The sequence below is a fragment of the Nonomuraea sp. NPDC049637 genome (assembly GCF_040675235.1).
Lineage (GTDB): Bacteria > Actinomycetota > Actinomycetes > Streptosporangiales > Streptosporangiaceae > Nonomuraea.
On the sequence record NZ_JBFAOM010000003.1, the window covers coordinates 257,752 to 271,913 of the forward strand.

Annotated in this window: 8 protein-coding genes; 3 read left to right on the forward strand and 5 right to left on the reverse strand. The window is 75.1% G+C overall.

From position 1 onward, the window contains the following. Nucleotides 1-106: 106 nt before the first annotated feature. Nucleotides 107-340 carry a hypothetical protein gene (locus AB0J71_RS05935; RefSeq protein ID WP_364413004.1) on the forward strand — a complete coding sequence of 78 codons (234 nt, stop codon included), beginning with the start codon at nt 107-109 and terminating at the stop codon, nt 338-340. Then, nucleotides 340-2,478: a peptidase domain-containing ABC transporter gene (locus tag AB0J71_RS05940; protein ID WP_352318496.1), complete on the forward strand. Its 2,139-nt coding sequence runs from the start codon at nt 340-342 to the stop codon at nt 2,476-2,478. Before AB0J71_RS05935 ends, AB0J71_RS05940 begins: the two co-directional genes overlap by 1 nt. 175 nt (nt 2,479-2,653) lie before the next feature. Here the strand turns inward: AB0J71_RS05940 and AB0J71_RS05945 are convergent, their stop codons facing one another. Together AB0J71_RS05945 and AB0J71_RS05950 are read right to left on the reverse strand one after the other, a co-directional pair. Next, nucleotides 2,654-3,628 carry a zinc-binding dehydrogenase gene (locus AB0J71_RS05945; protein WP_364413007.1) on the reverse strand — a complete coding sequence of 325 codons (975 nt, stop codon included), beginning with the start codon at nt 3,626-3,628 and terminating at the stop codon, nt 2,654-2,656. A gap of 60 nt (nt 3,629-3,688) precedes the next feature. Next, entirely contained in the window at nt 3,689-4,669 is a 981-nt protein-coding gene (locus AB0J71_RS05950) for an Lrp/AsnC family transcriptional regulator (protein WP_364413009.1), read from the reverse strand. 85 nt (nt 4,670-4,754) lie between these two features. On the opposite strand from AB0J71_RS05950, the gene AB0J71_RS05955 reads away from it, so the two are divergent. Continuing rightward, the gene (locus tag AB0J71_RS05955; protein WP_364413012.1) at nt 4,755-6,134 is read left to right on the forward strand and encodes an MFS transporter; all 1,380 of its coding nucleotides are present in this window, start codon (nt 4,755-4,757) and stop codon (nt 6,132-6,134) included. Between the two features lie 70 nt (nt 6,135-6,204). Here the strand turns inward: AB0J71_RS05955 and AB0J71_RS05960 are convergent, their stop codons facing one another. The 3 genes from AB0J71_RS05960 to AB0J71_RS05970 form a co-directional block, all read right to left on the reverse strand. Further along, nucleotides 6,205-8,991 (reverse strand): BTAD domain-containing putative transcriptional regulator, encoded by a 2,787-nt coding sequence (locus AB0J71_RS05960; RefSeq protein ID WP_352318488.1) that lies wholly within the window; start codon nt 8,989-8,991, stop codon nt 6,205-6,207. 90 nt (nt 8,992-9,081) lie between these two features. Beyond that, the gene (locus AB0J71_RS05965; RefSeq protein WP_364413014.1) at nt 9,082-10,806 is read right to left on the reverse strand and encodes an acetolactate synthase large subunit; all 1,725 of its coding nucleotides are present in this window, start codon (nt 10,804-10,806) and stop codon (nt 9,082-9,084) included. 67 nt (nt 10,807-10,873) lie between these two features. Continuing rightward, the gene (locus AB0J71_RS05970) at nt 10,874-14,137 is read right to left on the reverse strand and encodes a BTAD domain-containing putative transcriptional regulator (RefSeq protein ID WP_364388807.1); all 3,264 of its coding nucleotides are present in this window, start codon (nt 14,135-14,137) and stop codon (nt 10,874-10,876) included. Nucleotides 14,138-14,162 lie beyond the last annotated feature (25 nt).

Below are 14,162 nucleotides of genomic sequence, written 5' to 3' on the forward strand. Positions count from 1 at the left end.
CCAAGTGGCTTCCAAGTAGCCGTTCCTAGGCTTGCCGGGACTTGAGTGGAGAGGCAGGTGAGCCATGGGGGTGGCGGGTGACGGTTCCGGGCGGGGAGCGCCGGCCATGACCGATCCGTACGGCAGGACGCGCCCTGCCCCGCGCCACGCGGCGCCCCCCGCGCGGGACGGACAGGGCATCTACCGGGAGGAGGCGCTGCGGCACCGGGCGATGTCGCGGGTCACCCGGACGCCGCCGGTGATCAGCACCCCGTCGTTCCTCGCGCTGTGGCTGCTGGTGGCCGTGCTCCTCGCCACCGGCCTGCTGCTGACCATGGCCGCGGTCGAGGCGGTCGCCTGATGTTGCGCCGCCTGCCCGTCCTGCTCCAGAACACCGACACCGAGTGCGGCGCGGCCTGCCTGGCCATGGTGCTGTGCCACCACGGGCAGCGCACCACGCTGCACCAGGTCGCCGAGCGCCTCCAGATCGGCCGCGACGGCCTGAGCGCCAAGGCGATCGTGGACGGCGCCCGCGACCACGGACTCAAGGCCCGCGCCTTCTCCCTGGCCCCCGAGGACCTGGCCCGCGTGCCGCTCCCCGCCGTCGCGCACTGGGAGTTCAACCACTTCATCGTGGTCGAACGCTGGTCCCCCGACCGCGTGGACGTCGTCGACCCCGGGCACGGCCGCCGCAGGCTGACGCCGGAGGAGTTCGGGGCCGGGTTCACCGGCGTGCTGCTGGTGTTCGAGCCGGGCGAGGGGTTCCGGCGCGGCACGACGTCGGCGGCGGGGGCCTGGCGCAGGGAGTTCGTCCGGACGCTGTTCCGGCGGCGCAGGGGGCTGCTCGCGCAGCTCATCGCGGCCTCGTTGCTGCTGCAGGTGCTCGGGCTCGCGCTGCCGATGTTCTCGCAGCTCCTTCTGGACTCCATCGTGCCCAGGCGGGCGGTGGACGTGCTGTCCCTGCTGGGCGTCTCCGTGCTGCTCGCGGGGGCGGCCCAGCTGGTGATCGGGTACCTGCGGGCGGCGCTGCTGGTCGCCGTACGGGCCCGTGCCGACCAGGAGCTCACCGAGAGTCTGGTCAGCCATCTGGTGACGTTGCCGTACCGGTACTTCCAGCAGCGCGGCAAGGGCGACCTGGTGACCAGGGCGGGCAGCGTCTCGACGCTCGGCGACATCCTCACCGGGCAGGTCGTGGCGGCGCTGCTGGACGGCCCGCTGGCCGTGGGCTATCTGGTGCTGGTCTACCTGTGGGACCCGGTGTTCGGGCTGGCGCTGACCGGGCTGGCCGTGCTGCAGACAGTCCTGCTGCTGGCCACGACCAGCCGGATCGCCACGCTCACCCGGCAGGAGCTGACGGCGCTGTCGGCGTCCCAGACCAGCCTGATCCAGACGATCACCGGCATCGAGACGCTGAAGGCGTCGGGCGCCGAGAAGCGGGCCGTGGACCAGTGGTCGTCCCACTTCGCCAGGCAGCTCAGCGCGGACGTGCGGGCCGGGCTGACCAGGGGGCTGCTGGAGTCGGCGCTGGCCGCGATCCGGGTGACGGCGCCGCTCGGGCTGCTGTGGCTGGGCGCCTGGCGGGTGCTCGACGGGCAGCTCACGGTGGGCGCGCTGGTGGCGCTGAACGCCATCGCGCTCGGCGCGCTGACCCCGCTCGGCTCGCTGATGACCGGGCTGCAGAGCCTCCAGCAGGCGGGCGCGCACTTCGACCGGCTCTCCGACATCCTGGCCTCGGAGCCGGAGCCGAGCAACGGCATCGAGGTGCTGCGGCTGCGGGGCGCGGTCGAGCTGCGCGGGGTGAGCTTCCGGCACGACCCGCGCGCCCCCTGGACCGTGCGCGACGTCTCGGTCTCCATCCGTCCCGGTCAGAAGGTCGCGCTGGTGGGCGCGTCCGGCTCGGGCAAGAGCACGCTGGCCCGGCTGCTGCTCGCGCTGCACACGCCCGTGCTCGGCGAGATCCGTTACGACGGCGTCCCGGCCGCCGAGCTGAACCTGCGCACGCTGCGCCGCCAGTTCGGGGTGGTCACCCAGGACCCGTCCCTGTTCAGCGGCTCGATCAGGGAGAACATCGCGCTGAACGAGCCGGGCGCGTCCCTGGAGCGGGTGGTCGCCGCGGCCCGCCTGGCGGCGCTGCACGACGAGATCATGGACATGCCCATGGGGTACGAGACGATGCTCACCGACGGCGGCGGCCTGTCCGGCGGGCAGCGGCAGCGGCTCGCGCTGGCCCGCGCCGTCCTGTCGCGCCCGAAGGTGCTGCTGCTCGACGAGGCCACCAGCAACCTGGACAGCGCCACGGAGGCGGCCATCGAGGCGAACCTGAGCCGGCTCGTCCAGACCCGGATCGTGATCGCCCACCGGCTCAGCACGGTCAGGGACGCCGACCTGATCCTCGTGATCGACGCGGGCCGGGTGGTGCAACGCGGCACCCACGACGAGCTGACGGCCATGGGCGGCAGGTACGCCGAGCTGGTCGCCGCCCAGGCCGTGCTCTCCTGACCCGTCACGACAGCCGGACGGTCACCGTCACCGAAGCACCCTCCAGCGCGGCCGTCGCCCCGAAGGCGAGCCTCAGCCGGTCGCCCGTCGCCGCCCGCCTGGAGGAGGAGTCGCCTGGACGGCCGGTGCACGCCTCGATTATGACCCCGGCACCCCGCCGGGGGCCGTGGGTGGGTCAGACCTCCAGCAGGGTCTTGCCGTTCACCGCGCGCGCCTCGATCGCCGCGTGCGCCTCGGCCGCCTGCTCCAGCGGGAACGTGCGCCCGACGACCGCCTTGAGCCGTCCGGCCGCCGCCTCGGCGAGCGCGTGCACGGTCCGCTCGTTCCCGTCCTGGCCCAGGGCGAACAGTTGCTCCAGGCCGAGCACGGTGACGCCCCGGCGCTCGGCCTCGGCCGGATCGACGGTCGTGGCGCTGCCGCTGGACGCGCCGTGCACGGAGAACCGCCCGCCGCGCGCGGTCACCTCGAACGCCTGGCGGCCGAGTTCGCCGCCCACGCCGTCGAAGACCACGTCGGGCCCGCGCCCCCCGGTCGCGTCGAGGACCTCCTGGGTCCAGCCGGGACGCGAGTAGTCGACGGCGGCCTCGGCGCCGAGCCCGGCGACCACCGCCAGCTTGGCCGCGCCGCCCGCCGCCCCGACCACCCGCGCGCCGGCCCCGCGCGCCAGTTGCACGAGCAGGCTGCCGAGCCCGCCGGCGGCGGCCTGGACGAGCACCCGTTCGCCGGGCCGGATCGCGGCGTTCGCGAACAGGCCCACGGCCGTGTTGCCGTCGATGAGCAGCGCCGTGGCGTCGGCCAGCGCGAGCCCGTCCGGCACCTCGATCAGGTCCGCGGCCCTGACCACGACAAGTTCGGCGTTCCCGCCGCCGAAGCCCGGCGTACGGGCCACCACCCGCCGCCCCACCAGCCCGGCATCGACGTCATCGCCCACGGACAGCACGAGCCCGCCCACGCCCCCACCCGGCACGTACGGCGGCTCCGGCAGCGGCGGCCCCGGCGTGAACCCCCGCCTGAGCTGCGTCTCGATGAAATTGATCTCCGCGAAGCCGACCTGCACCACGACCTCGCCCGGCCCGGCCACGGGGTCCGGGACGGTCCGCGTCTCCAGCACCTCGGGCCCGCCGAACCGCGTCACCTGCACCACTCTCATGACCACTCCTCATCCGCAACGACTTCCACGACCAGCGTGCAACCTCAAGACGACTTGAGGTCAACTCGTCAGCCCGGCGCCCGCCCGCTTGATGGTCCTGATGATCGGCGCGGTCTCGATGTGCCGGATGGCGGGCAGCGCGCCCAGGCTGTCGGTGAGGTAGCGGTAGAAGGCGGTGTCGTCGCGGCACACCACGCTGGCCGCGAGGTTCGTCGGGCCCGTGGTCGCCCCGGCGAAGGCGACCTCCGGGTGCTCGGCCAGCGCCCGGCCGGTCGCGTCGAGGTCGGCGGGCGGCACCGACATCCACAGCTGGGCCTCGACCCGGTAGTCCAGCAGCTGGGGCAGCACGTCCATGTCGAAGAACAGGGCGCCGGCCGCGCAGAGCTGGTCCATCCGCCGCCTGACCGTGGACTCCGACCAGCCGGTCGCCGCCGCCAGGTCGGCGTGGCCGGTGCGGCCGTCGCGGGACAGCTCGGCCAGCAGCGCGTCGTCGCCGGGGCCGAGCGTCACGTGCTCGCCGGTGTCGCGGGGGCCGTACACGCGGCCGGCCCGCAGGTGGGCGACCTGGTCGGCGGAGAGCGCGGCGAGCCCGGCCCAGCCGATGCGGCCGCCGACGAACATGTGCAGGGTCCGGTGCGCCGACACCGCGAGCACCCGGTTGGTCCTGGCCAGCTTGGTCAGCAGCAGCGGCTCGCGTTCCCGGTCGAGGCGCTGGATGGCGCCGCAGGAGATCTCGGTGCCGCCGGACAGCAAATGCACCCAGAAGGTGTCGGGCCGCCGTGCGAGTGCCTCGGCGATCGAGGCGCCGGCGTCGGGCGTGCAGCGCAACCGGATGGCCCACGACTGGTGGCCGAGCCGCTGCCGGTCCACCACGCCAACGACCCGGACCGCGCCGCTGGAGCGCAGCCGCCGGTAGCGGCGGGCCACTCGCTGGTCGGACACCCCCAGCACCTCGGCGATCCGGCTGAACGAGGCCCGCCCGTCCACCTGCAACGCGTGCAGCAGCCCGCGGTCGACCTCGTCGAGCGTGACGTTTTCCACCAGAGAAGGCTACAGAGCGCGGAAAACCGGCAGAACTGCTTCGGCGGCTAGGGTTATCCCCCGTCGGGGCCGGATTCTTGCCGCCATGAACACGACATTGACCCGTACGAGCTGGTGGCCGCTGGCCGCCGCCTGCCTGGGCGCCTTCATGCTCCTGGTGGACGTGACCATCGTCATGGTGGCCCTGCCCGGCATCACCGCCGACCTGAAGATGTCCTTCACCGACGCCCAGTGGCTCCTGGACGGCTACGCCCTGGCCCTGGCCGCGCTGCTGCTGGCGGCCGGCTCGGTCGCCGACCACGCCGGGCGGCGCAAGGTGTACCTGATCGCCCTGGGCGTGTTCGCGCTGGCCTCCCTGGCCTGCGGACTCGCGCCCACCGGGGGCCTGCTGCTGGCGGCCCGCGTGCTCCAGGGGGCGGGCGGCGCCGCCATGATGGCCACGACGCTGGCCCTGATCAGCGCCACCTACCACGGCCGGGAACGCGGCATCGCGTTCGGCGTGTGGGGCGGCGTGAACGGGGCCGCCGCGGCGCTCGCCCCCGTGCTCGGCGGGCTGCTCACCGAGCACCTGCACTGGCGGGCGGTCTTCCTGGTGAACCTGCCCATCAGCCTGGCCGCCGCCTGGATGACCTGGCGCACGGTCGGCGAGTCCCGCCTGCCGGGCGGGGGCCGGCCGGACGTGGCCGGGATGGGCACGTTCACCCTGGCGGCGGGCGCGCTCACGTACGGGCTGATCGAGGCCGGGCCGCACGGCTGGACGTCGGCGCGCACGCTGGCGCCGCTCGCCGTGGCGGTGCTCGCGTTCGCCGCGTTCGTGCTGGTGGAGTCGCGCAGTGCGCATCCCATGGTGGACCTGCGGCTGTTCGCGGACAAGGCGTTCAGCGGGATCATGGCGGGGGCCGGGCTGCTCATGCCGGCCGCGTTCGCCTGCCTGGCCTTCACCTCGCTCTGGTTGCAGCAGGCCGGCGGGCTGGGGCTCGGGCCGGTCCAGGCGGGCCTGGCGCTGACGCCGATGGCCGGCACCTCGCTGGTCGTCTCGGTCGCCGTCGCCCGCCTGCTCCCCCGGCTGACGGCGCGCGCCGCGGTCGGCGGCGGGCTGCTGCTGATCGCCGCGGGCGCGTTGTTGCAGGGCATGCTCGACGAGCACTCCACGTGGACGTCGCTCGCGCCGGGCCTGGTGGTGACCGGGATCGGCGTCGGCCTGGCCATCCCGGCCCTCAGCTCGGCCGCCATGGCGCACGTCCCGCCGCACCGTGCGGGGATGGCGGCGGGCGCGGTCAACACCGTCCGGCAGCTCGGGTACGCCCTCGGCGTCGCCGCCTTCGGCATCCTGTTCCAGGACGGCATGACCGGGCCGGGTTCGTTCCCTGCGGCGCTGAACGCCGTCTACCTGGCCGCGGCGGTCGCCGGGCTGCTCGCCGGGCTGCTGGTGCTGGCCGCCGTCCGGCCCGCGCGGTCGGCGTGAGCGGGGCGGCGGCTCGCGGGCCGGCCAGGCGAGAGCGGGATCCCCGGTCAGGTGAGAGCGGGATCCCCGGTCAGTGGACGCGGCTCCGGATCAGCCGGTCGAGCAGGCCGTGCACCTGGGCAGGTGACAGGGCGGCGCCCTCGCGCAGGCACTCGGCCAGCTCGGCGGCGGGCAGCGCGCCCCGGATCAGCGCCTCCCGCTCGGCGCCGTCGGCCGGGTCCAGCTCCGGCGGCGAGAAGCCGACCCGGGCCCCGACCGCCTCGACCGCGCCGAGCAGGCGGGCGCCGTCGCGCGGCAGCCCGCCCGCGGTGAGCACCCCGGCCAGCGTGTGCGCCATGACCAGCCAGGACGTGACGTCCTTGTCCTCGTCGAGCATGCGCAGGATCGGCAGCCCGGACGCCAGCGGCCGGTCGGTACGGCCGTTCAGCAGGTCGATCTTCATCAGCAGCCAGGTCGAGGAGGCGGTGACGAAGCGGTGTCCCGTCCTGGTGGCCACCTCGATCGACCGGGTCAGCCAGCCGGCCGCCTCGCCCGTCTCCCGGGCGAACACCAGCAGCATGCCGAGCACCATCAGCGCCTCGGCGTGCAGCCACTCCATGCCGGCCACCTCGGCCAGGTCGAGCGCGGCACGGGCGTCGGCCAGGGCGTTCGGCGCCCCGCACAGGCCGCCGAACAGCGCGCGGTAGGTCAGGGCGCGTCCCTCGGCGACCAGGTCGTCGGCCAGGCGGGCCATCTCGGCCGCCTCCCTGGCCCGCCGGCTCGCGGCGACGAAGTCGCCGGCCAGGTAGTGCAGGCCGGCCATGCCGATCAGCGCCTGGGAGCGCACGCCGGGCTCGGCGTCGGGGTAGAGCTCCATGGCCGCCGACAGGCTGGCCAGCCCCTCGGCCACATGGCCCCTGCGGTACCAGAACCACGACAGCAGGCCGGTGAGCCGCAGCGCGTACCCGCCGTCCCCGGCCAGCATCGCCGAGGTGAACGCGGCCCGGTGCTCGGCCTGGTCGGCGAGGAGCACCTCCATCGCGGCGGTCGCCCCCTCGCCGCGGATCCTGGCGTCGGCGGCCTCGGCGCGGGCCAGCACCCAGGCACGATGCGCGGCCTGGGCCTCGGCCAGCTCGGCCGGGTCCTGCCGGGCGCGGGCGAACTCCTTGATCGTCTCCAGCAGCCGGTAGCGGCGCGGCGAGGTGCCGGGCTCGACGGAGACCAGCGACTTGCGCACCAGCGCGCCCAGGCCGCCCAGGACCGGCCGCCCGCACACCGCGGCCGCGGCGTCCAGGTCGAAGCCGGAGGCGAACGCGCCGAGCCGGTGGAACAGCTCGCGTTCGGCTGGTTCGAGCAGGTCGTAGCTCCACTCCACGGTACGGGCCAGCGTGCGGTGCCGTTGCGGGCCGGCGCCGTCGGTGAGCACGCTGAACCTGTCGTCCATCGAGGTGAGGATCTGCTCGACCGACAACATGCGGCACTGCCCGGCGGCCAGCTCGACCGCCAGGGGCAGCCCGTCCAGACCTAGGCAGAGGCGTTCGGCGTTGGCCAGCTCGGCGGGCGTCGGCTGCCAGCCGGGCGCGGCGGCCCTGGCCCGGCTCAGGAACAGGTCGCGGGCGTCCGCCGTGGACAGCGGCGGCACGTCGTACAGGGCCTCGCCCGGCACGCCGAGCGTCTCGCGGCTGGTGGCCAGCACGCGCACGCCGCCCGTCCCGGCCAGCAGCTCGGACACCGTGTCGCGGACGGCCGCCACGAGGTGCTCGCAGTTGTCGATCACGAGCAGCGGGCTCCGGCCGCGCAGCGCGTACGCCAGGCGTTGCCCGGTGACCGGCCCGGTGAGCCCGAGCACCTGGGCGATGGCCCCGGCCACCAGCGAAGGGTCGGCCAGCCCGGCCAGCTCGACCAGCCAGGGCCCGTCGGCGTCGTCCCTGGCCCGCGCGGTCTCCAGCGCCAGCCGGGTCTTGCCGATGCCGCCCGGCCCGGTGAGCGTGACCAGCCGGTGCCCGTCGAGCAGCGCGGCCACCTGCTCGACCTCGGCCGTCCGGCCGACCAGCGCGGTCACGGGGAAGGGCAGGTTGCCGCCGCGTTCCGGCAGCGGCGCGGCGACGCCGGGGCGCAGCGCGTCGTCCTGGGCCAGCACCGCCGCCTCCAGCTCGCGCAGCCCCGGCCCCGGGTCGATGCCCAGCTCCTCGGCCAGCACGCGGCGGGCGGAGCGCAGCGCGGCCAGCGCGTCGCCCTGGCGGCCCGACCGGTACAGGGCCAGCACCAGCAGCTCCCAGCCGCGCTCGCTCATGGGCTGCTCGGCGGTGAGCTTCTCCAGCTCCGGCACGACGACCGCGTGCCGTCCGAGTGCGAGCTGCGCGGCGAACAGGCTCTCCCGCGCCGACAGGAACAGCCCCTGGAGCCGCGCGATCTCCGGCACGGCGAAGGCCGCGCCCGCGAACTCCCCGTACGGCTGCCCGCGCCACAGCTCCACGGCCTCGCTCAGCACGGCCAGCGCCGAGCTGTGGTCGCCCGACTCCAGCAGGAGCTGCCCTTCGGCGACCTTGCGGGCGAACCGCTCGGCGTCCACGGCGTCGGGCTCGACGCGCAGCGTGTAGCCGTTGCCGACGCGGGCCAGCACGCTCTCCGGCGACCGGCTGGTCCGGTCGGGTTCGAGGGCTTTGCGCAGCCTGGTGATGTAGGAGTGCAGGGTGGGCATCGAGGCGGGCTCGCCCTCGTCCCAGGCGGCGTCGAGCACGCGTTCGGCCGAGACCACCTGCCCGCGCGCCGCGACCAGCACGGCGAGCACCGCGCGCTGTCTCGGGCCGCCGAGCGCGACCTCCACCCCGTCGATCTCGGCCACGATGGGCCCCAGCACCTTGACGCGCAGCGCCACTTTCCACCTCGGTTCCGCGGCCCGGGCCACCCCGGGTCAAGGAAGCTTAAATGAGGTTCGGCACCTTTGGCTGCTTTGTTGCGACTTGACTCATTCGTCATCTCCCCAGTTCGGAGCCAGGTCCCTGGCGATCCGGATGTCGTCGTTGCTCGTGCCGGCGGGCACCATGGGCCACACCATCGCGTCCCGGTGCACGACGAAGTCCACCACCACCGGCCGGTCGTCGATCGCCATGGCCTTCTCGACGACCGCGTCCACGTCCTCGGGGCGCTCGCAGCGCAGGCCGTGGCAGCCGTACGCCTCGGCCAGCGCGACGAAGTCGGGGATGCGGCGGGCGGCGCGCAGGTCGGTGTTGGAGTGGCGGCCGCCGTACATGAGGGTCTGCCACTGGCGGACCATGCCGAGGCTGCCGTTGTTGATGACGGCCACCTTGATCGGCACGCCCTCCAGCGCGCACACGGCCAGCTCCTGGTTGGTCATCTGGAAGCAGCCGTCGCCGTCGATCGCCCACACCGTGCGGTCCGGGCAGCCGATCTTGGCCCCCATCGCGGCGGGGACCGCGAAGCCCATCGTGCCCGCGCCGCCGGAGTTGACGAACGAGCCCGGCCGCTCGTGGTTGATGAACTGGGCGGCCCACATCTGGTGCTGGCCCACGCCGGAGGTGTAGATGGCCTCGGGACCGGCCAGGGCGCTCAGCCGCTGCATGACGTACTGCGGGGCGAGCGTGCCCTCGACCGTCTCGTAGCCCAGCGGGTACGTGCGCCGGTAGCCCTCCAGCGTGCGCAACCAGTCCGCACGGTCGCCCGGCCGGCGGGCCAGGGCGTCCAGGGCGGCCGTCAGCTCGGTCAGCACCTCCTTGCAGTCGCCCACGACGGGCACGTCGGCGTGCCGGTTCTTGGAGATCTCGGCCGGGTCCACGTCGGCGTGCACGACCTTGGCGTGCGGCGCGAACGTGCCCAGGTCGCCGGTGACACGCTCGTCGAACCGGGTGCCGAGCGCGACGATCAGGTCGGCCCGCTGGAGGGCTCCGACGGCCGCGACCGAGCCGTGCATGCCGGGCATGCCCATGTGCAGCGGGTGGCTGTCGGGGAACGTGCCGCGGGCCATGAGCGTGGTGACGACCGGGATGCCGGTCAGCTCGGCCAGGCGCAGCAGCTCGGCGGACGCGCCCGCCTTGTGCACGCCGCCGCCGACGTACAGGACCGGCCGCCGGGCCGCGGCCATGAGCTCGGTGGCGGCCCTGATCTGCCGGGCGTTCGGCCGGGCGACCGGGCGGTAGCCGGGCAGCCGCATGACCGGCGGCCAGACGAAGGCGGTCTCGGCCTGGAGCGCGTCCTTGGTGATGTCCACCAGCACCGGCCCGGGACGGCCCGTGGAGGCGATGTGGAAGGCCTCCATGATCGTGCGGGGGATGTCGGCCGCGTCGGTGACCAGGAAGCTGTGCTTGGTGATCGACAGGGTGATGCCTGTGATGTCGGCCTCCTGGAAGGCGTCCGTGCCGATCTGCGAGCTGGGCACCTGGCCGGTGATCGCGACGATCGGCACCGAGTCCATGTAGGCGTCGGCGAGCGGCGTCACCAGGTTCGTGGCCCCCGGGCCGCTGGTCGCCATGCAGACCCCGACCTTGCCGGTGGCCTGCGCGTAACCCTCGGCCGCGTGCCCGGCGCCCTGCTCGTGCCGGACCAGCACGTGCCTGATCGAGGTCGAGCGGTACAGCGGGTCGTAGGCGGGCAGGACGGCGCCGCCGGGGATGCCGAACACGGTGTCCACGCCGACCCGCTCAAGCGCCCGCACCAAAGCCTGCGCACCCGTCATCCCGCACTCCCCTCCCGGCGATCGGCTCCCCTGGCGATCGTCAGGAGAGTCGACCAGGGAGCCCTTGTCATCCGCTGGTGGCCAGTTGCAGGTGCTTGCGGCCGGGCCCCCGGCGGGCCTCGGCCGCCCGGTCGCGCCACCAGGTCAGGCCGTTGCGGGCGGCCAGCCGTTCGAGCTCGGTCAGGTGCCGGACCGCGCTCTCGTGCCGGCCGGTCGCCTCGGCCAGCAGCGCGAGGTGCCAGTCCACCGGCCCCACCCAGGCGCAGGCCGACAGGACGGTGATCCGGCCGCCGAAGGGCAGCAGCGCCTCGTAGAGCAGGCGGCACTCGTGCACCCGGCCGAGCGCCGCCGCGGCGGCGGCCCGCAGGCACAGGGTGGACGGGCGCGACCGGTCGAGCAGCGGTTGGCCGTTCAGCTTGCGGGCCTCGTCCATGCGGCCCTGGGCGTGCCGGTGGAGGGTCCGCACGGCCTGGTCGAGGGCGTGGTTCGCGCCGCGCAGGACATCGATGAGCGGGCCCGCGGCGGCCATCGTGCCCCGGTGGTAGTCCAGGGCCAGGCGGCCGGCGGTCACGGCGCGGGCGGCGTGCCAGATGCCGAGGCCGGTCGCCTGGTCGGCGGCGTCGGCGTACAGGTCGTCCGCCTCGTCGAAGTGGCCGCCGAGCACCAGCCGGCCCGCCCGCCACAGCGTGTGCTGGAAGCGCGGCCAGGGCAGCGGGAGCCGGTCGAGCAGGTCGTCGCAGCGGGCCGCGGCCAGGTCGGCACCGGTGACGTCGAAGAGCTCCAGCCGGTTGTGGGTGTCCATCATGTTCGCCAGCAGCTGGTAGGCCGGCTCGCCGTCCGCCAGTTCGTGCAGCTCGGCGGCGAGGTCGGCCAGCTCGTGCACGTGCAGGGGACGCGGCAGCGACAGGTGCCTGGCGTTGAGCGCGCGCATCAGCAGCCGCCGGTCGCCCAGCCGCCGGGCCATGGCCACGGCCTGCGCGGACAGCTCGTCGGCCCGCGGGTCGCCGGAGGCGTCGTAGAGTTCCTGCGCCAGCCCGGCCAGCAGCATCGCGCGCTCGGGGCCGTCCGGTTCCGGCAGCTCGCGCAGCGCGTCCTCGAAGCGGCGGACGAGCAGCGGGTCGGCCGCGCCGTACGGGTCGCGCAGCGTCCAGATCGACGGCGTGTCGAACGAGGTCAGTGCCCGGACCCGGAGCGCCGCGCCCCCTTCCGTGATGCGGTCGGCCGCCCGCACGGCCTGGTCCCTGACCCGGCGGGCGCCGGCCGGCTCGCCCGCCGCGAGCAGCGCGCGCACCTGCCGCAGGAGCAGCTCCACGTGCTCGGCCGGGTCGCCGCCGCAGGCGTCGTGCGCGGTCACCGCGTGGCCCAGCCAGGACGCGGACTCGGCGTAGCCCAGCCGCAGCTCGGCCTGCTCGGCCGCGGCCCGCGCCCACCGCACCGCCTCCGCGTACGCCACCGGCCCGGCCTGCACGGCGTGGTGGGCGATCACCTCGACGTCGGTCGCCGGACGGGCGGCCAGCGCGGCGGCGAGGTCCCGGTGCAGCGCGGCCTTGCGCAGCGGCGGCAGATCCCTGACGAGCGCCTCGCGCACCAGGTCGTGCACGAACGCCAGCCGCCCGCCGGCCCGCGCCGCCAGCAGGCCGCCGCGCACGGCCCGGTCGAGCGGCCCGTACGCCTCCTCCCCGGCGACCCGGGCCACCACGGCCGGGTCGAACTCCCGTCCGGCCAGCGCCGCGACCGCCAGCACGTCCGTGACCCCGGCGAGCGCGTCCAGCCGCAGGCGGACCAGCTCGGTCACCGCCTCGGGCACCTCGTTCACATCCGGGTCCTGGGCCAGCAGCCTGAGGCTCTCGCGCAGGAAGAACGGGTTGCCGCCGGTGCAGTCGGCCATCCTGGCGCACGACTCGTCGTCCAGCTCGACGCCGAGGTCGGCGGCGATGGCCCGGACCGCCTCGGGGCCGACGCCGGTCAGGCGCAGCCGCGACAGGTCGTAGCGGACCAGCCGCCCGAGCACGTCGCCGGTCCCGGTGCGGAAGGCCGCGACCAGCGTGACCGCGCCGCCGCGCAGCAGCATGACCAGGTGCCTGAGCAGGTCGAGCGAGGCGGGGTCGGCCCACTGGAGATCGTCCAGGACGATGACGAGCGGCTGGGCGCGCGAGGCCGTGACCAGCCACCGGGCGGCGGCCTGGTTCCGGCGCGACAACAACGCCTCGGCCGGTCCCCCGGCGTCCGGCGGCGCTTCGGGGCGGGCGTCGAGGAGGCCGGACAGGGGCTCGCGGTCCGGCGGCGGGCAGTGCGGCTCCAGCGCCTGGAACACCTGCGTCCACGGCCACAGCGCGGGCGTGCCCTCGGCGTCGTGGCAGCGTCCGCGCAGCACGAGCCGGCCGAGCCGCGCGCAGTGCTCGCCGAACGCCTCCAGCAGCCGCGTCTTCCCGATCCCCGGCTCGCCACTGACCTCGGCGACCGCGAGCCCGGCGGGCGTGGCCCGCTCGGCCACCGCCACCAGCTCGGCCAGCTCGGCCTCCCGCCCGTGCGGGACGTCCGGCGGGCGTGGCGCGGCCACCAGCGCCGGGGTGTCGTCCACCGGCGCGAGCGAGCCGGCCTGGCGCAGGATGTCCGACTCCAGCGACCGCAGCTCCGGCCCGGGGTCGAGACCCAGCTCCTCGGACAGCCGCCTGGCCGCCGTGCGCAGCACGGCCAGCGCCTCGGCCTGGCGCCCGGTGCGGTACAGGGACAGCGCGAGCAGGCACCACAGGCGCTCGCGCAGCGGGTTGGCGACGGTCTCGGCCTCCAGCTCGGTGATCAGTGCCTGGGGACGGCCCAGGTCGAGCAGCGCGCGGGCCCGCCGCTCGACCGCGACCAGGCGCAGCTCGCGCAGGCGGCTCACCTCGATGATCGCCCACGGCTCGTCCTGGAACTCCTCGTACGGCGAGCCGCGCCACAGCCCGAGCGCCTCCTCCAGGCAGGCCAGCGCCTCCTCGGCCGACCGGAACTCGGCCCGGTTCACCAGCTCGGCGAACCGGAGCGCGTCCACGTCGGCGGCGGCCAGCAGGTAGCCGGGCGGGCGGGCGACCAGCGTCCTGGGCCGGGCGCGCGGCCCCCGGTCCGGCTCGATCGCGCGGCGCAGGTTGGAGACGTAGGAGTGCAGGGTGGGCAGGGCGCTGGGCGGGGCGGCGTCGCCGTACAGGTCGTCGATCAGCGTCTCGGCGGGGACCACGGCCCCCTGCGCGACCAGCAGCCGGGCCAGCACGGCTCGCGGACGGGGGCCGCCGAGACCGACCACGCCCCCGTCGGCGTCGCGGACCTCCAGCGGTCCCAGAACTCGGAATTCCACGTTGTCCCACTCATCGGCTTCGTCC